19 protein-coding genes and 1 pseudogene are annotated in these 21,947 nt (G+C 62.2%); 4 read left to right on the forward strand and 16 right to left on the reverse strand.

Annotated elements, in window-relative coordinates:
- Positions 1-2 precede the first annotated feature (2 nt).
- The 5 genes from V1290_RS08310 to V1290_RS08330 all read right to left on the reverse strand — a co-directional run bounded on the left by V1290_RS08310 (position 3) and on the right by V1290_RS08330 (position 5,605).
- Entirely contained in the window at positions 3-1,220 is a 1,218-nt protein-coding gene (locus V1290_RS08310; RefSeq protein WP_334363949.1) for an NAD(P)/FAD-dependent oxidoreductase, read from the reverse strand.
- Between the two features lie 33 nt (positions 1,221-1,253).
- Positions 1,254-2,048, reverse strand: coding sequence for an ABC transporter ATP-binding protein (locus tag V1290_RS08315; protein ID WP_334363950.1), 795 nt, complete (start codon positions 2,046-2,048; stop codon positions 1,254-1,256).
- A 13-nt stretch (positions 2,049-2,061) separates the two neighbouring features.
- The gene (gene ntrB, locus V1290_RS08320; protein ID WP_334363951.1) at positions 2,062-2,970 is read right to left on the reverse strand and encodes a nitrate ABC transporter permease; all 909 of its coding nucleotides are present in this window, start codon (positions 2,968-2,970) and stop codon (positions 2,062-2,064) included.
- Between the two features lie 62 nt (positions 2,971-3,032).
- A complete protein-coding gene (locus V1290_RS08325; RefSeq protein WP_057843169.1) occupies positions 3,033-4,352 on the reverse strand; it encodes a CmpA/NrtA family ABC transporter substrate-binding protein in 1,320 nt (439 codons plus the stop codon).
- 338 nt (positions 4,353-4,690) lie between these two features.
- Positions 4,691-5,605 carry an intradiol ring-cleavage dioxygenase gene (locus V1290_RS08330; protein ID WP_334363952.1) on the reverse strand — a complete coding sequence of 305 codons (915 nt, stop codon included), beginning with the start codon at positions 5,603-5,605 and terminating at the stop codon, positions 4,691-4,693.
- A gap of 127 nt (positions 5,606-5,732) precedes the next feature.
- On the opposite strand from V1290_RS08330, the gene V1290_RS08335 reads away from it, so the two are divergent.
- Both V1290_RS08335 and V1290_RS08340 read left to right on the forward strand, forming a co-directional pair.
- Complete coding sequence (locus V1290_RS08335; RefSeq protein ID WP_442894976.1) at positions 5,733-7,007, forward strand: serine hydrolase domain-containing protein; 1,275 nt, start codon at positions 5,733-5,735, stop codon at positions 7,005-7,007.
- A gap of 156 nt (positions 7,008-7,163) precedes the next feature.
- Positions 7,164-8,672 carry a sensor histidine kinase gene (locus V1290_RS08340; protein WP_334368969.1) on the forward strand — a complete coding sequence of 503 codons (1,509 nt, stop codon included), beginning with the start codon at positions 7,164-7,166 and terminating at the stop codon, positions 8,670-8,672.
- Here V1290_RS08340 and V1290_RS08345 read toward each other — a convergent pair whose 3' ends face one another.
- The 3 genes from V1290_RS08345 to V1290_RS08355 form a co-directional block, all read right to left on the reverse strand.
- Positions 8,673-9,995, reverse strand: coding sequence for a TRAP transporter large permease (locus V1290_RS08345; protein ID WP_334363954.1), 1,323 nt, complete (start codon positions 9,993-9,995; stop codon positions 8,673-8,675). It abuts the gene before it with no gap.
- A complete protein-coding gene (locus tag V1290_RS08350) occupies positions 9,992-10,507 on the reverse strand; it encodes a TRAP transporter small permease (protein WP_334363955.1) in 516 nt (171 codons plus the stop codon). The genes V1290_RS08345 and V1290_RS08350 overlap by 4 nt, the downstream gene beginning before the upstream one ends.
- A gap of 81 nt (positions 10,508-10,588) precedes the next feature.
- Complete coding sequence (locus V1290_RS08355; protein WP_334363956.1) at positions 10,589-11,587, reverse strand: TRAP transporter substrate-binding protein; 999 nt, start codon at positions 11,585-11,587, stop codon at positions 10,589-10,591.
- A 902-nt stretch (positions 11,588-12,489) separates the two neighbouring features.
- On the opposite strand from V1290_RS08355, the gene V1290_RS08360 reads away from it, so the two are divergent.
- Both V1290_RS08360 and V1290_RS08365 read left to right on the forward strand, forming a co-directional pair.
- The gene (locus V1290_RS08360) at positions 12,490-12,885 is read left to right on the forward strand and encodes a helix-turn-helix domain-containing protein (RefSeq protein ID WP_028347342.1); all 396 of its coding nucleotides are present in this window, start codon (positions 12,490-12,492) and stop codon (positions 12,883-12,885) included.
- Between the two features lie 408 nt (positions 12,886-13,293).
- Positions 13,294-14,115, forward strand: coding sequence for an enoyl-CoA hydratase (locus tag V1290_RS08365; protein ID WP_334363957.1), 822 nt, complete (start codon positions 13,294-13,296; stop codon positions 14,113-14,115).
- A 96-nt stretch (positions 14,116-14,211) separates the two neighbouring features.
- On the opposite strand, the gene V1290_RS08370 is transcribed toward V1290_RS08365, so the two are convergent.
- The 8 genes and pseudogenes from V1290_RS08370 to V1290_RS08405 all read right to left on the reverse strand — a co-directional run bounded on the left by V1290_RS08370 (position 14,212) and on the right by V1290_RS08405 (position 21,941).
- Positions 14,212-15,294 carry an isocitrate/isopropylmalate dehydrogenase family protein gene (locus tag V1290_RS08370; protein ID WP_334363958.1) on the reverse strand — a complete coding sequence of 361 codons (1,083 nt, stop codon included), beginning with the start codon at positions 15,292-15,294 and terminating at the stop codon, positions 14,212-14,214.
- A gap of 129 nt (positions 15,295-15,423) precedes the next feature.
- Positions 15,424-16,494 (reverse strand): alcohol dehydrogenase, encoded by a 1,071-nt coding sequence (locus V1290_RS08375; RefSeq protein ID WP_334363959.1) that lies wholly within the window; start codon positions 16,492-16,494, stop codon positions 15,424-15,426.
- Positions 16,495-16,612: 118 nt separating this feature from the next.
- Positions 16,613-17,593, reverse strand: a complete 981-nt coding sequence (locus tag V1290_RS08380; protein WP_334368970.1) for an ABC transporter ATP-binding protein — start codon at positions 17,591-17,593, stop codon at positions 16,613-16,615.
- The gene (locus V1290_RS08385) at positions 17,590-18,108 is read right to left on the reverse strand and encodes an oligopeptide/dipeptide ABC transporter ATP-binding protein (RefSeq protein WP_334363960.1); all 519 of its coding nucleotides are present in this window, start codon (positions 18,106-18,108) and stop codon (positions 17,590-17,592) included. Before V1290_RS08385 ends, V1290_RS08380 begins: the two co-directional genes overlap by 4 nt.
- 106 nt (positions 18,109-18,214) lie before the next feature.
- Positions 18,215-18,586, reverse strand: a pseudogene (locus V1290_RS08390) (ATP-binding cassette domain-containing protein); the annotation flags it as partial.
- Positions 18,583-19,455: an ABC transporter permease gene (locus tag V1290_RS08395; RefSeq protein ID WP_334363961.1), complete on the reverse strand. Its 873-nt coding sequence runs from the start codon at positions 19,453-19,455 to the stop codon at positions 18,583-18,585. The pseudogene V1290_RS08390 and the gene V1290_RS08395, both read right to left, overlap by 4 nt.
- On the reverse strand, positions 19,442-20,392 hold the full coding sequence (locus V1290_RS08400) for an ABC transporter permease (RefSeq protein ID WP_334363962.1): 951 nt from the start codon (positions 20,390-20,392) through the stop codon (positions 19,442-19,444). Before V1290_RS08400 ends, V1290_RS08395 begins: the two co-directional genes overlap by 14 nt.
- 7 nt (positions 20,393-20,399) lie before the next feature.
- The gene (locus V1290_RS08405; protein ID WP_334363963.1) at positions 20,400-21,941 is read right to left on the reverse strand and encodes an ABC transporter substrate-binding protein; all 1,542 of its coding nucleotides are present in this window, start codon (positions 21,939-21,941) and stop codon (positions 20,400-20,402) included.
- Positions 21,942-21,947 lie beyond the last annotated feature (6 nt).

Below are 21,947 nucleotides of genomic sequence, written 5' to 3' on the forward strand. Positions count from 1 at the left end.
AATCATGCCGCCTCGGAACGGATCGCGAGCGAGCGGCCGAACATCATATCGGCGCGAATTCGGGCCGTCGGCTGACGCGTGCGGATCAATTCGAGATACCAGAGCGCGTCGGCGACATCGCCGATCAGCACCGCGCCGGTCAATCGCCCATCCGCGATCACGAGCTTCTTGTAAGTGCCGTGGTTGATGTCGGAGAGCACGATGGCCTCGCTGCCGTCGCCGCCCATAAAATCGCCGGCGGAGAACACGCTGACGCCGGAAACTTTCAGATTGGTTGCAACGATGCTTCCGCTGTACGACGCTACACGCCCGGCGAGATGCCGCGCCAGCACCCGCGCCTGTTCATAGGCCGGCTCAACCAGGCCGTAGCAGACGCCGCGATGCTCGGCGCACTCGCCGATGGCGAATATACCGGAGGCGCCGGTCTGCAGATGATCGTCGACCACGATGCCGCGGTTGACAGGGATACCGGCTTCCCTGGCGAGCGCGATGTTCGGACGAATGCCTGCAGCAAAGATCACGGCGTCGGCCTCAAGCAGGCGTCCGTCCGCCAGTTCGACGCCTTCAACCTGCGTCTCGCCATGAATTCTCGCCGTGTTGGCGTTGAGAAGAATTTCGATGCCCTTGCTCTCGACGAGGGACTTCAATAGCGCCGCCGCAGGCGCGTCGAGCTGTCGCTCCATCAGGCGGTCCATGAGATGCACCAGCGTCACCGGCGCGCCGGCCTTGGCGAGGCCATAGGCCGCCTCAAGGCCCAATAGTCCCCCGCCAACCACCACCACGCGCTTTTTCTGCGCGGCCAGCGTCAGCAGCAAGTCAACGTCGCGGCTGTCGCGGAACGTATGCACGCCGGCGAGATCGGCGCCGGGTACATTCAACCGCAGCGGCGACGAGCCTGTGGTCAGCACCAGTTTCGAGAACGGAATGCTCTCGTCGTTCTCGATCTTGAGCTCGCGGCGACCGACATCAATCTCGGTCGCCACGCAGCCATACTTCAGGGTGACGCCGCGGTCGCGCCACCAGGAGGCCGGCCGCAGCTCGATGTCCTGCGAGGTGGTCTCGCCGGCCAGCACTGACGACAGCAGCACGCGATTGTACGCAAGCCGTGGTTCGTCGCCGATCACGGCGACGGCGTAGCGGCCCAAGGCCACCTTGGCGAGTTCATCGACCAGACGGGCAGCGGCCATGCCGTTGCCGACGATGACAAGCGGTTCGCTCATGGCACGTCCTCACCTAGCCGCTTTCGTACGGACCTACGCCGCCTCGACGAAGCGATGCCGCTCGTAGAGGAATTCGAGCACGCGTTGCCGGCACTTGAGGTAGCCGGGGTTGGTCGCGAGCTCGAGTCGCTTGCGCGGACGAGCCAAAGGCACTTCCAGCACCTCGCCGATCCGCGCGCTCGGGCCGTTGGTCATCATCACGATGCGGTCCGACAGCAGCACGGCCTCGTCGACGTCGTGCGTGATCATCACGATGGTGTTGCCAAGCTTCTGGTGCAGCGCCATCACCGAGTCCTGCAGGTGCGCACGTGTCAACGCGTCAAGCGCGCCGAACGGCTCGTCGAGCAAAAGCACCTTCGGCTCCATCGCCAGCGCACGGGCAATGCCGACGCGCTGCTTCATGCCACCTGAAATTTCCGACGGGCGCTTGTCCTTGGCATGCGCCATCTGCACCAGATTGAGATTGTGCATCACCCAGGCGTCGCGCTCCGTGCGGCTCTTGGTCGACGAAAACACCTTGTCGACGCCGAGCTTGACGTTTTCGTACACCGTCAGCCACGGCAGCAGGCTGTGGTTCTGGAACACCACCGCGCGATCCGGTCCCGGCGAATTGACCTCGCGGTTCTCCAGCAGTACGCCGCCATTAGTGGCGCCGGTGAGGCCGGCGACGATGTTGAGCAGCGTGGACTTGCCGCAGCCGGAATGGCCGATGATCGAAACGTACTCGCCCTTCTCGATCGTCAGGCTGATGTCCTTCAGCACCTCGGTCGTGGCATTACCGCGAGTGAAGGTCTTGTCGATGTGGTCGAGCTTCAAATAGGCCTGCATGACATGTTTTCCTTCAATTCGCCGCGGTACCGTGGGTCACGAACTTGGCTAGTCCCGCGATCATGCGGTCGAGCACGAAGCCGATGATGCCGACATAGAACAGCGCCAGGATGATTTCGCTGATGTGCGAGGAATTCCAGGCGTCCCAGATGAAGAAGCCGATGCCGACGCCGCCGATCAGCATTTCCGCCGCGACGATCGCAAGCCACGACAGGCCGATGCCGATGCGCAGGCCGGTGAAGATGTAAGGCGCCGCCGCCGGGATCATGATCTTCCAGAAAAATTCCAGCGGATTGAGCTGCACCACCGCCGCGACGTTGCGGTAGTCCTGCGGGATGTTGCGGATGCCGACCGCGGTGTTGATGATGATCGGCCAGACCGAGGTGATAAAGATGACGAAGATCGCCGACGGCTGTCCATCACGGAACGCGGCCAGCGACAGCGGCAGCCAGGCCAGTGGCGGAATGGTGCGCAGCACCTGGAACAGCGGATCGAGTCCGCGCATCGCCCACACCGATTGTCCAACCAGCGTACCCAGCGCGATGCCGACGATGGCGGCGATCGAATAGCCATACGCGACGCGCTGCAGCGAGGCGGACAGATGCCAGAACAGGCCCTTGTCGATACCGCCATTATCGAAGAACGGATCGAAGATCAGCTCCTTGGTATCCTTGAAGACGCGCGACGGCGGCGGCAGGGTCGAGCCGGTGCGACGGCAGACCAGCTCCCAGAACAACATCAGGAGCGCTAGCACGATCAGCGGCGGCACGACGCGTACCGCGATCTCCTTGCCCACCTTGACGTATTTTTCGGCACGCGGCGCCGACTTCGGCGTCATCGTCACCACCGGCGCCGCAGAGATCGGCGAAGCGGTCGGAATGGCCACGGCAGTGGCTTCAGCTTTGATCGCAGGCATCGTCATTGAAAATGCATCTCCGTGTTCAATGAGCAGGCCGCCCGCAACCGCGCGCGGCCCAGGCTTGATCAGACTTCAACGCGCTTAATCGAAAGGGACTTCAGGTACGCAGCCGGGTTTTCCGGATCGAACACCTTGCCGTCGAAGAAGGTCTCCTTGCCGCGCGAGGTCGAAGTCGGAATCTCCGCAGCGGGGACGCCCAGCGTCTTGGCAGCTTCTTTCCAGAGATCCTCACGGTTGACCTTGGCCACCAGCGCCTTGCTGTCGAAGCCCGCTTCGTATTTGCCCCAACGGATATCTTCCGTCATGAACCAGAGATCGTGGCTCTGGAACGGATAGGAAGCGAAGTCGCGCCAGTACTTCATGATGTGCGGCGAATTCTCGACGACCTTGCCGGGGATGCCGTAGTCGAACTTGCCCGCCGAACGGTCATAAACGTCGTCGACAGGACAATTCATCCACTGCCGCTTGCCCATGATGGTGGCGAGCTCTTTCTTGTTCTCAGCCTTGTCGGCCCATTGCTGCGCCTCCATCACAGCCATCAGGATCGCCTTGGCGGCCTTTGGATACTTGTCGACCCAGGCTGCGCGCATGCCGAGCGACTTCTCCGGATGCTTGTTCCAGAGCTCGCCGGTGTTGACCGCGGTGTAGCCGATGCCCTGGTTGATGAGCTGCAGATTCCAGGGTTCGCCAACGCAGAAGGCATCCATCGTGCCCACTTTCATGTTGGCAACCATCTGCGGCGGCGGCACCACGATGGTCTCGACGTCCTTGTCGGGATCGATGCCGCCGGCGGCGAGCCAGTAACGGATCCACAGATCGTGCGTGCCGCCCGGGAAGGTCATCGCAATCTTGGCCGACTTGCCGGCGGCCTTCTTCTGCTCGAACACGGCTTTGAGCGGTGAAGAGTCAGTCCCGATCTTGAGGTTGGCATACTCCTTGGCAATCGAGATGCACTGCGCATCGAGATTGAGCCGAGCCAGAATGTACATCGGCGTCGGCACGTTGTTTTGCGTCACCTTGCCGGCCGAAATCAGATAGGGCATCGGCGTCAGGATGTGCGCGCCATCGATGCCGTTGCCTTCCGAGCCGAGCACGAGGTTGTCGCGGGTGGTGCCCCACGATGCCTGCTTGGCGACCTCGACGTCGGGCATGCCGTGCTTGGCGAAGAATCCCTTGTCCTTGGCGACGAACAGCGGCCCGGCGTCGCTGAGCGCAATGAACCCGAGCGTCGCCTTGGTCACTTCCGGACCCGCGCCTTGCGCAAACGCGCCGGCCGGGAAATTCAGCTTCGCCGCGGCGAGTAACGCCGCCGTGCCGCCGGTGGCCTTGAGGAGCTGGCGGCGGCTGAAACCGCGGCGTGAGGTCGGATGGGTAGGCTTCGTCATGGGCGTCGTTGTCCTTTGCGTCGGTGCGTTGAACGGGGCCGTCCGATTGGTGTCACCGCGCCAGGCGCAGAAGGGCGCGTTCCAGGGAGGCCCCGGAATGGCGGCGTCACAATTCGGATGAGTGGTCTCGAGGGACGGCTTCAATGGCGTCGACACAAGCTATTCAAGCTTCGTGCCAAGCCTCCCGCAGCGCAAAAATTATAATTATATCAATGTATTATTCACTTACCGCCGCTAAATCCGGCAACTAAAGAGAAACCGGTTCCGCATCCAAAATTTGCGATTCGCCCAATTCTTGTGCGGCGCACAAGAATTGGGCAGGCACAGAAACAGACAGCTTACGCGTCCTCTGAGGTCTTCGCCATCATCGGTTTCGGCGCGCTTCCCTCGCCTGGCTTCATGCGGAATTCGTAGCTCATCAGGTGCCACGGCTGGCCCGCGGGCTTGCCGTCCGGCATCGTCGGATCGGTACGCTTTTCGATTCTGGCGACCAGTTCGTCCTTGACCCCGAACACCACGTCGGAATCGAGATATTTGTCGCCGTCGATGAAGACGTGGGTGATCAGCGGCTGATAGCCGGGCGCATCGACCAGGAAATGCACGTGCGCCGGCCGCATCGGGTGACGGCCGGTCTGCACGATCATCTCGCCTACCGGACCGTCGGTCGGAATCGGGTAGCTGCACGGCAGGATGGTGCGGAAGAAGAACCTTCCATCGGCATCGGTAATGAAACGCGCCCGCGACGACGGCCCTTCAGTCGCATAGGCCGGCTTCTGGGAATCATAGAAGCCGTCATCGTCGGCATGCCAGATGTCCACCGGCACGCCGGCCACCGGCTTGCCCTCGAGGTCGGTGACGCGGCTCTGCACGAACATCCGTTCGCCGGGTAGCGTCGCCGAGATATCGGTGCCGTGCGGCATCACCTTGTGCTCCCCGACATAGAACGGGCCGAGCACCGTGGTCTCGGTGGCGCCCTCGCGCTCCCGGTGGTTGACGGCATCGACCAGCATCGACACGCCGAGCACGTCGGACAGCAGAATGAACTCCTGCCGGATCGGGGTGCACTTCTGGCCGGTCCGCGTTAGAAAATCGATCGCATATTCCCATTCCTCGAAGGTGAGGTCGGTCTTGCGGACATAGTCGTGGAGTGATTTCACCAGTTCCTGAAGCAGGAATTTGGCGCGCGTATCCGGCGTATTGTCGAAGCTGCGGATGACGGCGGCGGTCAGTTCGGTCTCGCTGAATTGGCGCATTTTTGCTGTCCTGCGGAGATATGCGATGGCTGGAGTCAGCCTATATCACCCTTCCAGCCCACAGAAGCACGGGCCGTTGGAACACGGGACACTTTTCGGCTATCAAGGCCGCAGTCGCCAGCCGGAGATGCCGATGTTAGCCCCCGCCTCGCCCGAATCCGCCGGAATGTCCAAGGCGGCCCTCGATCGCCTCGAAAATCATCTGAAGCAGCGTTACATCGATGCCGGCCGCTTCCCGGGGACTCAGCTCCTGATCTATCGCCGCGGCAAGGTCGTCCATTCGTCCGCGCAGGGCTTTGCCGATCTCGAGCGCAAGGTGCCGGTCAAGGACGACACGATCTTCCGCATCTATTCGATGACCAAGCCGCTCACCTCCGTCGCCTTCATGATGCTGGTCGAGGAAGGCCACGTCGCGCTCGATGAGCCCGTGCACAAATACATTCCGGCATGGAAGAACCTCGGCGTGTTCGTGGCCGGTACGCACCCGGCCTTCCTGACCCGACCGCCGTCACGGCCGATGCTGATCGTGGATCTGTTGCGGCACACCTCCGGCCTGACATACGGCTTCCAACAACGCAGCAACGTCGATGCGGCCTATCGCGAGAACAAGATCGGCGAAGTCATCAAGGCCGGCACGCTGCAAGGCATGATCGACGACCTTGCAAAGATTCCGCTGGAGTTTTCGCCGGGCGAGGCCTGGAATTACTCCGTCGCCACGGACGTGATCGGCTACCTCATTGGTTTGATCAGCGGCAAGCCGTTCGAGCAGTTTCTGAAGGAGCGCATCCTCGATCCGCTCGGGATGAACGATACCGACTTCTTCGTGCCCAAGGACAAGGCGCATCGGTTCGCGGCGTGCTATTCGGCCGACCCGCAGGGCGGCATGACGTTCCACGCCACCGAGCGCAAGGGCACGCTGACGCTGCAGGACGACCCGGCGACGAGTTCATTCCTGTCGCCGCCCTCTTTCATCTCCGGCGGCGGCGGACTGTGCTCGACCACGGCCGATTATCTCACCTTCTGCCGGGCGCTGCTCAATGGCGGCGAGCTCGGCGGTATCAGATTGTTAGGTCCGAAGACGCTGAAGCTGATGACGTCGAACCATCTGCCCGGCGGGGTCGACCTACCTGCGATGTCGCGCTCGCTGTTCTCGGAAGCGGCCTATAACGGCATCGGCTTCGGGCTCGGCTTCGCCGTCACCATGAACCCGGCGCAGACCTTGATTGCCGGCAGTCCCGGCGAGTTCAACTGGGGCGGTGCGGCGACGACGTCGTTCTTCATCGACCCGGTGGAAGAACTGATCACGATCTTCATGACTCAGGTGCTGCCGTCGAGCGCCTATCCCTTGCGGCGCGAGCTGCGCACCATGGTGTATGCCGCGATCACCGACAGTAACCTCTGAGGTCGGCAATCTCTGAGGTCGGCGGCCGAGCCACACGGCGGAACCCGGCCGCTTCTCCAGTCGGCTGAATATCTTACCTTATCCTCTTATTATTCTTGGCGAAGTTCGGCGGCTTCTCCTATGCTTGCCCCGATTGGCGCCGATCCGGGGCTTGCGTTGTCGAAACTCTCACTGCCAGTGCGTCTTGTTCTTCTGGTCGCGGGAACAACGCTGCCGTTGATTATTTTCGCCGCCGGCATCGTCTTCAACCATTACAAGCAGGACCGCCAGAACGCGACGCAACGGGTCCTTGAAACGGTTCGCAGCATTCGCCTCGTGCTCGACTCGGAGATGCAGCGGATCACCGGCGCACTCCAGGTGCTATCGCTGACAAACGCACTGCGCGACGGGGATTTCGAGGCATTCCGCCGCATCTGCCAAGGCTTCCTCGACCAGTATGGCGAAGGCGGCGTCGTGCTGGTGGCGAACCGCGAAGGCCGTCAGGTGTTCTCTTCGCTGACGACTGATACGGCAAACCTGCCGTTGCGCAACAACCTCGCCCTGGTCGGGAGGGTCTTTGCGGAGAAGAAGCCGGTCTATTCCAACCTGTTCTTTGGGTCGGTGAAGAAGCGGCTGATCGTAACGGTCGAAGTGCCCGTCATCGTCGATGGCGAAGTACTCTACGACATTTCCTTCAGTCCACCGATCGAGATTTTCCAGGCGATGGTCGAGCAGCAGCGGCCGAGCAAGGACTGGACGATCTCGATCTTCGACGGCGAAGGCACCAATTTCGCGCGCGTGCCTAACCCACAGGATACTGTCGGCAAGCGTGCATCGCCCTCGCTCTATACGGAGATGTTCAACAATCCGGAAACCACCCTGCCGACGGTATCGCTCGAGGGCGTGCGGCTGATTACGAGCTTTACCCGCTCCTCGCTCACCGGCTGGACCGTTGCCGCCGGCGTGGCCGAAAGCTCGCTGGTCGCGCCGCTCTGGCGCAACCTCGCGATCACGAGCGTAATGGGTGCCATACTGCTGATGGTTGGGCTCGCGTTCGCGGTGCGGATGGCAACCCAGATTGCCCGCGGCGAGATGCTCCACAATCTCCTGATCGAGGAACTCAACCATCGCGTCAAGAATACGCTCGCGGTCCTGCAGTCGATCGCCACCCAGACCTTCCGCAGCGCCAGCCGGGCGGAGCGCGAGAAATTCGAGGGAAGGCTCGGCGCGCTGGCGGAGGCGCACAACTTGCTCAGCCAGGAGAAGTGGCAAGGCGCGGAGCTGCGGGAAGTGATTGCGCGGGTGCTGCAGCCCTACCTGCTCAACAATCCGGAGCGGGTGCGGATGTTCGGACCGCGGGTCCCGCTGTCGCCGCGGCTCGCCGTCGTGCTGTCGATGATCGTGCACGAGATCGCAACCAATGCCGCTAAATACGGCGCGCTATCGAACGACACCGGGACCCTCGCGGTGGACTGGGAAATCCTCGAAGAAAGCGACGGGCGCAAGTTGCGGTTGATCTGGACCGAGGCAGGCGGCCCGCCCGTCACGGCACCGGTGCAGCGTGGCTTCGGCTCGCGGCTGATCGAGCGCAGCGCGCGCGACCAGCTCGGCGGCGAAGCAACCGTCGACTTCCTGCCGCGCGGCGTCGTCTACACCGTAAGCTGCGCGCTCGACAGAGAAGAATAGCTACTTAAGCATCTCCGGCACGATCAGGCGCGGCAGGAACAGCGATACGCTGGGCCAGATAATGACGGCGGCCAATACCAGCAGCATCGGTATCAGCATGATCACCGTGTCTTTCAGCGCGTAGCGCAGCCGCACGCCGGCGATCGAGCACGCGATCATTAAGCACAGGCCATAGGGTGGCGTCACCAGTCCGAACGCCAGCGACACGATCGAGATGATCGCAAACTGAACGGGGTGCAGGTCGACCGACTTCGCCAAGGGTTCCAGCACGGTGCCGACGATCACGATCGCCGGAATGGCGTCGAGGAAACAGCCTACGACCAGGAAGCAGAACGCGATGAAGAAGCCGGCCGCGACCGCGCCCATGCCCCAGGTCGAAACGTTGGCCAAGAGCTCCTGCGGTATCTTGTAATAGGCCAATAGCCAGCCGAACGCGCTCGCGGTGCCGACGCAGAACAGCGCAACGCCTGCCAGGCGCCCGGTGTCGAGTAGCGCCTTGTAGAGTTCGCGCGGTCCGGTTTCGCGGTAAAAGAACGCCGACAGCACCACGGAATAGAGCACGGCGACGCAGGCGGATTCGGTGGCGGTAAACCACCCGAGCAGGATGCCGCCGACGATGATGAACGGCGTCATCAGCGCCGGTATCGATCGCCAGATGGCGTAGCCGATGTCGGCCCAGCTCGATTTCGGGTAGGTCGGATAGCCCCGGCGCACCGCGTAGACATGGACGGTGGCCATCTGCGCGCCCGCGATCAACAGGCCAGGGACGATGCCGGCCAGATACATCGCTGCGATCGAGGTCGAGATCAATCCGCCCCAGACGATCATCAGGATCGAGGGTGGGATGATGACGGCGAGCACCGCCGATACCGCCGTGATGGCGATCGAAAACGAGAGGTCGTAACCTTCCTTGGTCTGGGCATCGATGAATATCTTGGACTGGCTCGCGGCGTCCGCAGTGGAAGAGCCGGAAATGCCGGCAAAGAACACCGACAGCACGACGTTGATCTGCGCCAGCGAGCCCGGCCAATGCCCGACCATCGAGCGCGACAACGCCACCAGGCGGTCGGTGATGCCGCCGATGCCCATCAGGTTGGCGGTCAAGAGGAAGAAGGGCACGGCGAGCAGGATGAACGAGTTGTAGGCGTTGAAGGTCTCCTGCGCGAGCGACATCATCGACAGGCGGGGCTCGATCAGCAGGATCGGTACGCAGGCAAGACCGAGCGCAAACGCCACCGGCACGCGCACGATGAGCAGGCCAACGAAAACGCCAAACAGCACCAGTGCGGCCTCTCCGGCGGAAAGTACATTACCACCGTTCATCGGCTCGCCCCGACCAGAATTTTCAATTCGTCGACGATCTGTTCGCCTGCAAAGACGATCCACGTCACACCCGCGACAGGCCATGCGACATGAATCATCCAGAGCGGTAGATCGGCCAGTTCCGACGTTCGGTTCCAGGCGAAGCGCGTGAATTCGAGGCCAGCCCACACGAATACCAGCGCCATCGCCAACACGCCGAGACGCGCGACGATCCGCACCGCGGCTTCCGCCCGCCGCGACAGGGTGGGCCAGACGTCGACCTCGAAATGCTGCGCCTCCCTGATCCCGACCATGGCGCCGATCATAATGGTCCAGATGAACAGGAAGCGCGCCATCTCCTCGGTCCAGATGTAGGACGGAATGAACGGCGTGTAGCGCGAGATGACCTGCAGGGTGACCGGAACGACCAGAATGCCGACACATGCCGCGAGCAGGATTTCGAGTAATTTCGCATAGACCGCCGTCGCTCGTCGCCATAGCGACGGGTTCGGCGGCATCGACATTTCAGTCATCATGGCTCCGGAAGGTAACGATCACGGAATGGAGCAAGCCGCATGGCTTGCCCCACTTCCTGTCGCTTGGCGCGACAATTATCAGGCGACGTTGATCTTCTCGAAGATGGCTTCGGCGCCGATTTCCTTGGCATAGGTGGCCATCACGGGATCGGCGAGCTTCTTCATGGCATCGCGCTCTTCGAACGGAACGCGCTTGAGCTTGCCGGCCTTTTCCAGCGTATCGAGCTTGACGACCTCCTCGCTCGACTCGAGCTGACGGCCATAATCGCCGGCTTCCTTGCCGGCCTTCATGATCGCGTCCTGCAAGTCCTTCGGCAGGGTCTTCAACGTCTTCACCGAGAAGCAGATCGGCCGGATCGATACTGCGTGCTGTGTCAGATTGAGGTGCGGGGCGACTTCGTAGAACTTCATCGCCTCGACGCCGGCGGCCTCGTTTTCGCCCGCCGAGATCACGCCGTTCTGGATGGCGTTGTAGACCTCGTTGTAGGCGATCACCGTCGGGCTCATGCCGACGGCTGCAAACGTCTTCGACCAGATCGGAGCGCCCTGCACGCGCACCTTGAGGCCTTTGAGATCGGCGAGGTTCTTGAGCGGCTTGTTGGCGAAGATGTTGCGAATGCCGCCGCCCGCATAGCCGATCAGGACGACCTCCGCCTTGGTCGCGATTTCGTCGGCCACAGGTGCCAGAATATTCTTTTCGACTACCTTATTCATGTGCTCGATGCCCTTGAACACAAAGGGTGCATCGATGAAGGGAGCCGCCTTGGCGAAGGTCGACATGTGGGCCGGCGAGACGATGCCGTAATCGACCGCCTTGCCCTGCGACATGTACTCGAAATACTGCTTCTCGAGACCGAGCGACGAATTCTTGTGCAGCGTGAAGTTGACCGGCTTGCCGTAGTACTTCTTTACCAGCTCTTCGAACCTGGTCAGCGCCTTGGTGAAGGCGTGATCGTCGTTGAACTGCACCGCCCCGTTGAGGGTAACGGGCGCCTGTGCCCTGACGATCGATGGCACGCCCAGGACGCCGGCCGCAGCCGTCGCACCAAGGCCCGCAAGTAGGGTTCTTCGTTTCATAGCTTCCTCCCCAGTAACGCCTGTCCCTTGTAAGCGGGACTTTGGCCTGGCCGACGACGCGGCCACTACCGCAAAGCGTATGCAAAACGGTGCGATGGTGGAAGCCAATTTAAGTAGTACCCCAGGCCAATAAGCCGCAGACGGCCCGGCCGGTGATTGCGACCAATTTGGGCAAATCCCGGCTCGAGCCGAACCTTGGGTCCCCCGGCCAGTAGCCGTAAGCGCCCCGACACAGCTTCGCGGGATGCGCGTCGCTGCGCGACATCGGTCTATCCGTGGATGCCGCCGGCACGGTGCAACCGACACGCCGCAAATATTGCGCGATGTCGGATCCGGCCCGTCCCGCGTGCAAGGCGTTCCCGTTCGAATGAGGCTGCGCCATATCGATTTGCAGAATTCCGATAGCGTGGCGAGCGCGCGGCTTGCTGCTATTTCCCAGCACGCCAGATCCGAAAGCGGAGCTGAACTCTGCTGCATTTTATCAGGCATCAGTGTCCGCGGAAACTTTTAGCAACAACCGCCGATGCGCTGCGAACGACTGCACGATCAGCCCGCGCTCCCCGTAGAAATCCGGTACTTGATCCCGACACAGTAAGCATGCCGGCCAAAATCTGTGGCCTTTGAACTCGCGGTGGTTGTGGTTTGTCGAATATTTTGCCAAATGTAATGGGCGGGGTTTTGCCAACACGCCCCGGGCGCCGACAGCTTTAGGTAGTTGGCGGCGCCGGTATCAGGATGCTTCCCATGCGCAAAAGCGTTTGGCTACCATCCCGCAATCTCTCAGGAATTCCGTGGTTCCCTATACCAACTCACGGACCGGACTGACTTTAACGCGGTACATATGGATGAACCCCTGACCTACTTTTGCCAGGGTTTCCCGATCGAAGGACGGTAAAACCAGAATGAACAGATCAGCAGCGAAAAAGATGAAACAGCGCAGCGCCGGCAAACCCGATATCGAATTGGGCAAGCGGATTCGCCTGCGGCGTGTGGAACAGAAAATCTCGCAAGCGGAGCTTGGCGACAAGCTCGGCGTCAGCTTCCAGCAGGTTCAGAAGTACGAGAAGGGCGTCAATCGTGTCGGCGCTGCTCGTCTTCAGCAAATCGCTACCGCGCTCGACGTGCCGGTGACGTTCTTCTACGACGGCGACGGCAAGGCGCGGGAAGTCGAGAGCCTGCTCTTCCTGGACAGCGCGTTCAGCCTGAGGCTGCTTCGTGCCTACAGCAAGATCAAGGACCAGACTGTACAGCGTCAGTTGGTGTCGTTGATGGAATCGATCGCCGCCAACGAGGGCTAGGCATAATCTCGCCTGGATCGCAGCACCGCGGACCCGATCATTCGCGCGAGAAATCGCCGGGTAGCCTGTTGCTGCGCTGGGCCAAATCTTGAGCTGGCCGGGACCATACCCGTGCGACGCCATCAGGATGGGGATGGCGGAGTCCGGACGCACCGCAGCGAAAAGCCGACGCGGCAGGTCTCTGACGACTACCGCCGGTTCGACCATCAACAACGACTGCATCACCGTCACGCCGATATTCCCTCACACGCAATGCGCGTGAGCCCGCTCCTGCCCTCACGACCGCGCCTGACGACCTCCCCCATTGCCCCGCGGCCTCTGCTGGTCGCACGTGCAAAGGCGGCAATTGACCTCGGCGCGACGCTTGTCCGACAATGGACGAAGCCTCACGCGTGAAAGCCGCAACCGATGCTCGACATCGCCAAAACTGCCGAAATGTCCTATGCCGACGGCAAGATCCTGCAAAGCGTCAGCGATGGCGTCGGCGTCATCACCTTCAACAATCCCGACAAGCGCAATGCGATGTCGCTCGAAATGTGGGAAGGCCTGGGCCACGCGCTGACCGAACTGCGCGACGACGCCGACGTGCGCGTCGTGATCCTGGTCGGCGCCGGCGACAAGGCCTTCGTCTCGGGCGCCGACATCAGCCAGTTCGAAAAGACTCGCCATAATGCGGCGGCGTCGGAAGAATATTCCAAGCGGAGCGAGGCGCAACGCGCGCTGCTCGCAAGTTACCCCAAGCCGACGATTGCCTGCATTCGGGGATTTTGCCTCGGCGGCGGCATGCAGGTCGCGATGCTCACGGACATCCGGATCGCCTCCGACAACAGCCAGTTCGGCATTCCAGCCGCCAAGCTCGGCATCGCCTATGGCTATGACGGCCTCAAACATTTGGTCTCGCTGGTCGGGCCGTCCTGGGCGCGGCTCATCATGTACACGGGCATGCGGATCGAGGCCGCCGAAGCCCTGCGGATCGGGCTGGTCGACCGCGTGCTGCCGGACGGCGAATTATGGGACGCCACCATGGAGATCGCGCGCACCATCTCCGGCAATGCGCCGCTGGCGATCAAGGCCGCCAAGATCACCATCGCCGAGGTGCTGAAGGACGAAAGCAAGCGCGATATGGATGCGATCAAAGAGATCGGCCGCGCTTGTATGGATAGCGAAGATTTTCGCGAGGGCCGAACGGCTTTCATGGAAAAGCGCAAGCCGCAGTTCAAGGGGAAGTAACGCTCGCAAAGGGCGAATGAGCGAAATCCTATCCGCGTCATTGCGAGCGAAGCGAAGCAATCTACTTCTCCGCTCCAACGACGGTGGGGCCGCCTTTTACAACGCAGCCAGCACCGCCTTCGTGATATCCGCCGTGCCGTTGTTGCCGCCGAACTCCATCGGCCTGATTCCTCCCGCATAGGCCTTGTCGACCGCGCGTTCGATGCGTTCACCGGCCTCAGTGGCGCTTTCCAGCCCGTGCTTGTCGGCGAGCCAGTCCAGCATCATCGCGGCCGACAAGATCATCGCGGTAGGATTGGCCTTGCCCTGCCCCATGATGTCGGGCGCGGTGCCGTGGCACGGCTGGAACACGGCGTAGCGGTCGCCGATATCGGCCGAGGGCGCCATGCCTAGCCCACCGATCAGGCCGGCGGCGAGGTCGGAGAGAATGTCGCCGAACATGTTCTCGGTCACCATCACGTCGAAATCCCAGGGCCGCTTCACCATCATCAGCGAGCAGGCATCGACATAGAGCCGGTCGGCCTTGACGTCCGGATGGCGCTTGGCGGCTTCATCGAACATCTCGCGAAAGAACGCGAACGCCCTGAACACGTTGGCCTTGTCGACGCAGGTCAGGCCGCCATTTGCCTTCCCGCGCGCCTTGCGGCGTTCGGCGAGGCGGAACGAGAATTCGAACAGCCGCTCCGAGGTCTTGCGGGTGATGACGAGCGTCTCGCGCGCCTCCGCGTCCGTGACGACGCCCTTGCCCATCGAGGCGAACAGGCCTTCGGTCGATTCCCGGATCAGCACGAGGTCGATGCCGCGCTGATCGGCGCCGACGATCGGGCTCGGCACGCCCGGGATCAGCCGCGCCGGGCGCACGCCGGCATAGAGATCGAAATGGAAGCGCAGTTCGATCTGCGGGGCGATCTCGGTGTTGTCAGGGTAGCGTACCGACGGCAGGCCGCAGGCGCCGAGCAGGATGGCGTCCGCCTCTTCGCACAGCCGCACGGTGCTGTCGGGCATGGATTTTCCGGTCGCGAGATAATTGTTGGCGCCGGCCGGTGCCTCGGTGAAGCGAAACTTCAGCTCGCTCGTCGCCTCGATCTTGCGCAGGACTTCCAGCGCCGGCGCCATCACTTCAGGGCCGATGCCATCGCCGCCGAGCACGGCGATGTGGAGTGCGTTATTCGCGGACATGGGGGTTCCTTAGAGTGTTCGGACAGAGGTATTCCCGTCATTGCGAGCGAAGCGAAGCAATCCATCTCGCGGTATCACGGATCGATGGATTGCTTCGTCGCTTCACTCCTCGCAATGGCGGCGGGGCTTCTACGGCGTCAGCACCGCGCGGCCGACCAGCTTGCCCTTCTGCAAATCGGCGAGCGCTTCGTTGGCTTTCGCGAGCGGCATCGTCGTCACTGGAATCGGCGCGATCATCTTGTTTCGAACGAGCTCGAGCAATTCCTTGGTCTCGCGCAGATTGCCGACATAGCTTCCCTGGATCGTGATCGCCTTGATCGGGATCAGCGGCAACGCAAAGGTCGCGCCGCCGCCGAACAGGCCGACGATGACGAGCTTGCCGCCCTTGGTGAGGCAATCGAATCCAAGCTGCGTGGTCTGCGCGTTGCCGACGAGATCGATCACGGCGCGAATGGGTTCGCCGGCCTTTTTCGCGAGCTGCTCCAGCGCGTCCGGCGCCTTGCCGTCGACGGTTGCAAGCGCACCGGCAGCCTCGGCCGCTTCGCGCTTGCGCGCATCGATGTCGACAACGATGGCGCCCTTGCCGCCCATCGCCTTTAGCAGCGACAGCGCCATCAGGCCGAGGCCGCCGGCGCCAAAGATGACGATCGGCGAGTTGAAAGCGAATTCGACCTTCTTCAGCGCGCTATAGGTGGTGACGCCGGAACAGGCATAGGGCGCGGCGGTAACGGGGTCGAGCCCTTTCAAGTTCAGAAGGTATTTCGGGTTCGGAACCGTCATGTGGTCAGCATAGCCGCCGTCGCAATATACGCCGAGCGAGTTTGGCTTGACGATGCACATGTTCTCGTCGCCGCCGACGCAGGTAGGGCATTTGCCGCAGCCGAGCCAGGGATAGACCAGCGCGACGTCGCCGACCTTGAGATCGCCTTTGTCGGCAGCGGTAACGTCGGGCCCGAACGCCACGACCTCGCCGACCGTCTCGTGGCCCATCGTGCGCGGCAGCGACACGCCGCGGTCCTTCAGCGACAGCGGCTTGCGGCCATGGCCGAGATCGTAACCGCCTTCCCAGATGTGGAGATCGCTATGGCAGACGCCGGCGGCCTTCACCTTGATCAGCACCTGCGTACCCGTGGGCTGCGGCGTCTCCTGATCCACCTCTTTCAGCGGTGCGTTGAACTCAGCGACCTGAAAACTCTTCATCGCTTCTCTCCCGTCATTCTTGTTCTTGAGCCATTTCTTGGGCGCTAGATACTTCCTGAGAACGGACATTGCCACGTCTGTCCCATCGAGACAAACGCGCGCGGCGCTCCCCGAGTATTCAGATCAGCGGGTGATGGCAGGCCACGAACTGGCCCGGCGCCACAGCGCGCAGTTCCGGCATCTCGTCGCTGCATCGTTGATCCGCGCGGGGACAGCGGGTACGAAACCGGCAGCCGGACGGCGGCGCGATCGGCGACGGCGGCTCCCCCACGGGCACGGTCTCGGCGGGGCGCACATCCGGGTCCGGCATCGGGATGGCCTCGATCAGGAGCGCGGTATAGGGATGCGCCGGCCTGGCGAAGAGCTGCTCGGAGGGACCAACCTCGCCGAGACGCCCCAGATACATCACCGCGACGCGGTCGCTCACGGCTTTCACCACCGCGAGATCGTGCGCAATGAACAGCAACGTCAGCCCGAACCGGACCTTCATCTCCTCGAGCAGATTGAGGATCTGGGCGCGTATCGATACATCGAGCGCCGAGACCGGCTCGTCGCAGACGATGAACTCGGGATTGAGAATGAGCGCGCGAGCGATGCAGATGCGCTGGCACTGGCCGCCGGAAAATTCATGCGGCAGCCGCCCGACGACGAGCGTCGGGTCAAGCCCGACCGCGCTCAGCACCTCGTAGACAAGCCGCTTGCGCTTCTCCGGATCCTTGACGCCCGCGATCACCAGCGGCTCGGCGACGATATCGCCGATCTTGCGGCGCGGATTGAGCGAGGCGATCGGATCCTGGAAAATCAACTGCACGCGCCGGCGCATCAGCCGCAAGGCATCGCCTTGCATCGTCGTGAGATCGTGGCCATCGAACAGCACACGCCCGGCGGTTGGGCGGCGCAGTTGCAGGACGGCGCGGCCGAGCGTCGATTTCCCGCAACCGGATTCGCCGACCAGACCCAGCGTTTCGCCGCGGGCGATCTGCAAGGAGACGCCGGACACGGCATGAACGATCCTGGAACCGACAGGATATTCGACGACGAGATTGTCGACTTCGAGCAACGCGTCAGACGAAATCGATGGAGCGGATTGCGGCATCATGCGTTGGCATCCGCGTGGGCTTCTATCGGGTGGAAACAGGCGAACTGATGGACCTTCGTCTCTGCCGCCTCGAGCTCTGGTTTCTCGTTCTGGCAGCGGGCCACCGCATAGCGACAGCGCGGCGAGAACGAGCAGCCCTTCAGCGGTCGCGTCGGATCTGGCGGACGTCCCGATATCGCCGGCAACGGTGTGTGAGGCGCGGCATCGAGTTTGGGGAGCGCCGCCAGAAGCGCCTCGGTATAGGGCATCCGCATCTTCTTGAACAAGGCAGGCGTCGGCGCGCGCTCGACCACGCGGCCGGCATACATCACCGCGACCTCGTCGGTACGGCCGGCGACGACGCCGAGATCGTGGGTGATGATGATCATCGCCATGTGCCGGCGGCGCTGCTCCCGCGCCAAGAGATCGAGGATCTGCGCCTGGATCGTGACGTCGAGCGCGGTGGTCGGCTCGTCGGCGATCAGGAGTTTTGGTTCGCACGACAGCGCGATCGCTATCGCAACGCGCTGCCGCATCCCGCCGGAGAGCTGATGCGGATACTGCGCCAGCCCGCTGCTCCGGCGCCGGGATGCCGACCGCCGCGAGTAGTTCGACGCTGCGTCTGGTGGCGGCGGCGTCGTCCAGTTCGAGGTGCTCCTGCAATGTCTCGATCAACTGCGTCCCGATCGTGAGCACCGGGTTGAGCGAGGTCATCGGATCCTGAAATACCACCGCCAGCGACCGGCCGCGCAGCTTGCGCAGTTTCTCCGGCGGAAGCTGCAGCAGGTCCTGCCCGTCGAACATCACGCGGCCGGAGAGCTTTGCCTTCTTCGGCAACAATTGCAGGACCGCCCGCGACAGCATGGTTTTGCCGCAGCCGGATTCGCCGACGATACCGAGGGTGCGCCCGGCGCCGACGGTGAGGTCGACATGATCCACCGCGCGCAGATTGCCGCGCGGGGTCGGAAGGTCGACCACGACATCTTCGACAGAAAGCAAAACGTTGCCCGTCACAGCGCACCCTGCCGTGGATCGGTAAGCGCACGCAGCGCGTCGCCGATGAGATTGAATGACAATACGGTCAGGAACATCGCAATCGCCGGAAAGAAGGCGAGCCGTGGCGCGACTTCGAGGCTCTCGCGCCCCTCCCCGATCATACTGCCCCAGCTCGAGATCGGAGGTGGCACGCCCAGCCCGAGGAAAGACAAGGCGCCTTCGACCACGATGAGGACTGCAACGCCGAGCAGGAAGAAAGCCAACAGCGGCAACATGACATTGGGCAAGAGTTCGCGCAGCAGGATGCGCGCATGTGTTGCCCCCAACGCCTGGGCCGCGATCACGAATTCGCGCCGCGCCAGCGTGAGAGTCGCCGCCCGCGCCACGCGCATAAAGGCGGGAACGCTGAGCACACCGAGAATGCAGGTCAGATAGAAGATCGATTGCCCGAGAAAGGCGGTCACGGCCAGCGCCAGGATCAAAGGCGGAAACGCCAGCAGCACATCCATGCTGCCGACCACCATCGTTTCGAACCGTCCACGGAAGTAGCCTGCGAGCATGCCAAGTGCGCCGCCGATGATGAGCCCAATCACCGACGCGCATATCCCGACCACCAGCGAAATCCGCGCCCCGTAAATCAATCTTGATAGCTCGTCGCGGCCAAGGCCGTCGGTCCCCAACCAATGCTCAGCAGAGATTGGCGCACGCCGCTCCAGCATGTCCATGTCGGTTGGGCTCGGCAGCGGCAGCACGGGCGCAAGGATCGCGACCGCGAACATAAAGACCACCCAGCCGATTGCGATCCAGAACAGCGCTCCCAACCGGCGTCCCCGCTTTGCCGGTTGCGCAGCCACGCCTTCGTCGATCGTGAGTTCAAGCGTGGCCATGGCGAATCCTGGGATCGAGAACGGCGTAGAGCAGATCGACGATGAAGTTCACGATGACGAAGCCGGCAGCGACCATCAGCACCACGCCCTGCAGGATGATGAGGTCGCGGGTATAGATGGCGCCGACCAGCAGCCGGCCAATTCCCGGAAGCGCGAAGATCGTCTCGACGATGACGGCGCCGCCGATCAGCCGCCCGATATTGATGCCGGTGATCGTAACCAGCGTAAGCGACGAAGGTTTCAACGCATGCACAAACAGGATGCGCGAGGCCTTCAATCCCTTGGCCTTCGCCAGCGCGATATAGTCTTCCTGCAGGGTTGCGATCATGTCGGACCGCAGCACGCGCATGATGCCGGGCCATTCGGCGAGCGCCAGCGTCAGCGCGGGCAGCACCATGAAGCGTAGGTTTGCGGCCGGGTCTTCGGCAAACGGCACGTAGCCCGTCGCAGGCAGCCAACGCAGCTCCACCGCAAACAGATAGATCAGCAGGATCGCAGAGAGGAAAGCCGGCACCGAAAGCATGGCAAAGGCGCTGCCGGTCATGAAGCGGTCGAACGCGCTGCCGCTGCGGGCGGCGCACACGATCGCCAGGGGAACGCCGATGACGAGGCCCATGATCTCGGCCAGGATCATCAGTTCGAGCGACACAGGCAATCGTTCGGCGACGGCCTGCAACACGGTTTGCCCGGTGCGGAACGACCGCCCGAAATCGCCCTGCAGGATGTTACCGAGCCAGCCGAAGTAACGTATCCAGATCGGCTGATCGAGTCCCATGTCCTTGCGAAGCGCCGCAACGTTCTCCGGCGTCGCCTGATCGCCGAGGATCGTATAGGCGAGATCCCCCGGCAGCAACGAGGCAATGAAGAACGTCAACAGCGATACAGCGATCAGGACCGGTATTAGGTACAGAAGCCTGCGCGCCACAAAGAGCAGCATGGAAAGATTATTCCAGCCAGGTGTTAGATACGTCGATCACTCCGCTGTACATTTTTGGCAAGCCCTTAAGCTTGGCGCTCGACAGCGCGTAATAGGTGTTCTGGAAGGTCCAGAACCAGATCGCTTCTTTGTTGATGACACGGCTGATAGCGCAATAGTCCTCGATGCGCTTGTTCGTATCGGCCGTGGTGCGCGCGCGCTCGAGCAGTTTGTCGAGTTCTGGATTCGAATAGTTGGCAAGCGCAACCGGGCTGCCGGTGCGGAAATTGGCATACATCTGGATGTCAGGATCGGCGAGATCGATGATTCGCCAAGGAGTCAGTTGAAACTGGCGCATGAACGCACGCGGCGGGATGGTGGCCTGATCGACCTGTTCTATCTCCATGTTCGCGCCAGCCCGCTTCCAGAACTGTTGCAACACCTGGCCAACGGTTCGCCCCCGTGGCGTCGCCGTAACGAGCATCTTGAAATCGACGGGCTTGCCATAGTCCTTGATCAGCGCCTTGGCCTTCTCAAGGTCTTCGGGAAGTGCACCATCCTCTTTGCATTTCACCCAGGAGCCGTCGCCGTAGGGGTTGCTGGCCGGTTTTGCGAGGCCATTGGTGATCGCCTGCGACATCTTCTTGCGGTCGAGCGCCATCACCAGCGCCTGGCGCACGCGCACGTCGTCGAACGGTGCGACCTTGGTGTTGAAGGCGTAGACCTGCGCGCCGGAGCCGACATAGGTGTGCACGGTAAGCTTCGGATCCTTCTGCGCCTTCATGATGTTGTCGGCATCGTATTCGTCGTCCCAGATGATATCAGCTTCGCCGGATTGCAGGCTGGCAAAGCGTGACTGCGCGTCCGGCAGCGGCTTGAGGACGATGCGGTCGAGATAGGGGCGGCCCTTGTTCCAGTAGTCCGGATTTTTCTCAAGCACCATGCGGTCGCCCGCGCTCCATGACTTCAGGATATAAGGACCGGTGCCGACGGGATTGCGGTTGTAGTCATCGCCCTTGGTCTTCCACGCGGTTGGCGATTGCACCGAATTGTTGACGCTGGCAAAGCTCACAAGTGCCGGCATGTTCACCTGTGGGTCGTTCAGATTATAGACCAGCGTCAGCTCATCGGGCGCCTGCACGTTGTTGACGTAGGCGATGTAAAAGGCACAGCGGCACTTGTTGGCAGGGTCTTTCTGCCGATCGAAATTTTCCTTAACCGCTTGGGCGTTGAAGGGTGTGCCGTCGTGGAATTTAACGCCAGGTCGCAGCTTGAAGGTCCAGGTCTTGAAGTCCTCGGAAGGAATCCAGGACAGCGCGAGTTTCGGTTGCACAGCGCCCTTATCGTCCAGAGTCGTTAGCGTGTCGAAAATCGCCGCTGCTGCAGCTCCGGCCGAGGTATCGAATACGCCGACTTTCAGGGGATCGAAACCGGGGATATCAAGCTCGAGGCCGAAGGTAATGCTTCCGCCCTTTTTCTGCGCGCTGGCAGGCATTGCTGACAACGCCACAGCAAATCCCGCCACAAGAAATATTCGCGCGAGCGCGCTCGAACGGATCGCCGCTTTCATGGATGT

It is taken from the genome of Bradyrhizobium sp. AZCC 1578, assembly GCF_036924675.1.
Lineage (GTDB): Bacteria > Pseudomonadota > Alphaproteobacteria > Rhizobiales > Xanthobacteraceae > Bradyrhizobium.

What these genes read in the sequence shown, in the direction of transcription:
- V1290_RS08330 (WP_334363952.1), bottom strand. Translation starts at nt 5,605, where the DNA reads ATGCGCCAATTCAGCGAGACCGAACTGACCGCCGCCGTCATCCGCAGC.
- V1290_RS08360 (WP_028347342.1), top strand. Translation starts at nt 12,490, where the DNA reads ATGAACAGATCAGCAGCGAAAAAGATGAAACAGCGCAGCGCCGGCAAA.
- V1290_RS08310 (WP_334363949.1), bottom strand. Translation starts at nt 1,220, where the DNA reads ATGAGCGAACCGCTTGTCATCGTCGGCAACGGCATGGCCGCTGCCCGT.
- V1290_RS08380 (WP_334368970.1), bottom strand. Translation starts at nt 17,593, where the DNA reads ATGATGCCGCAATCCGCTCCATCGATTTCGTCTGACGCGTTGCTCGAA.
- V1290_RS08370 (WP_334363958.1), bottom strand. Translation starts at nt 15,294, where the DNA reads ATGTCCGCGAATAACGCACTCCACATCGCCGTGCTCGGCGGCGATGGC.
- V1290_RS08350 (WP_334363955.1), bottom strand. Translation starts at nt 10,507, where the DNA reads ATGACTGAAATGTCGATGCCGCCGAACCCGTCGCTATGGCGACGAGCG.
- V1290_RS08375 (WP_334363959.1), bottom strand. Translation starts at nt 16,494, where the DNA reads ATGAAGAGTTTTCAGGTCGCTGAGTTCAACGCACCGCTGAAAGAGGTG.
- V1290_RS08365 (WP_334363957.1), top strand. Translation starts at nt 13,294, where the DNA reads ATGCTCGACATCGCCAAAACTGCCGAAATGTCCTATGCCGACGGCAAG.
- V1290_RS08325 (WP_057843169.1), bottom strand. Translation starts at nt 4,352, where the DNA reads ATGACGAAGCCTACCCATCCGACCTCACGCCGCGGTTTCAGCCGCCGC.
- V1290_RS08345 (WP_334363954.1), bottom strand. Translation starts at nt 9,995, where the DNA reads ATGAACGGTGGTAATGTACTTTCCGCCGGAGAGGCCGCACTGGTGCTG.
- V1290_RS08395 (WP_334363961.1), bottom strand. Translation starts at nt 19,455, where the DNA reads ATGGCCACGCTTGAACTCACGATCGACGAAGGCGTGGCTGCGCAACCG.
- V1290_RS08315 (WP_334363950.1), bottom strand. Translation starts at nt 2,048, where the DNA reads ATGCAGGCCTATTTGAAGCTCGACCACATCGACAAGACCTTCACTCGC.
- V1290_RS08400 (WP_334363962.1), bottom strand. Translation starts at nt 20,392, where the DNA reads ATGCTGCTCTTTGTGGCGCGCAGGCTTCTGTACCTAATACCGGTCCTG.
- V1290_RS08405 (WP_334363963.1), bottom strand. Translation starts at nt 21,941, where the DNA reads ATGAAAGCGGCGATCCGTTCGAGCGCGCTCGCGCGAATATTTCTTGTG.
- V1290_RS08355 (WP_334363956.1), bottom strand. Translation starts at nt 11,587, where the DNA reads ATGAAACGAAGAACCCTACTTGCGGGCCTTGGTGCGACGGCTGCGGCC.
- V1290_RS08385 (WP_334363960.1), bottom strand. Translation starts at nt 18,108, where the DNA reads ATGCGGCAGCGCGTTGCGATAGCGATCGCGCTGTCGTGCGAACCAAAA.
- ntrB (WP_334363951.1), bottom strand. Translation starts at nt 2,970, where the DNA reads ATGACGATGCCTGCGATCAAAGCTGAAGCCACTGCCGTGGCCATTCCG.
- V1290_RS08335 (WP_442894976.1), top strand. Translation starts at nt 5,733, where the DNA reads ATGCCGATGTTAGCCCCCGCCTCGCCCGAATCCGCCGGAATGTCCAAG.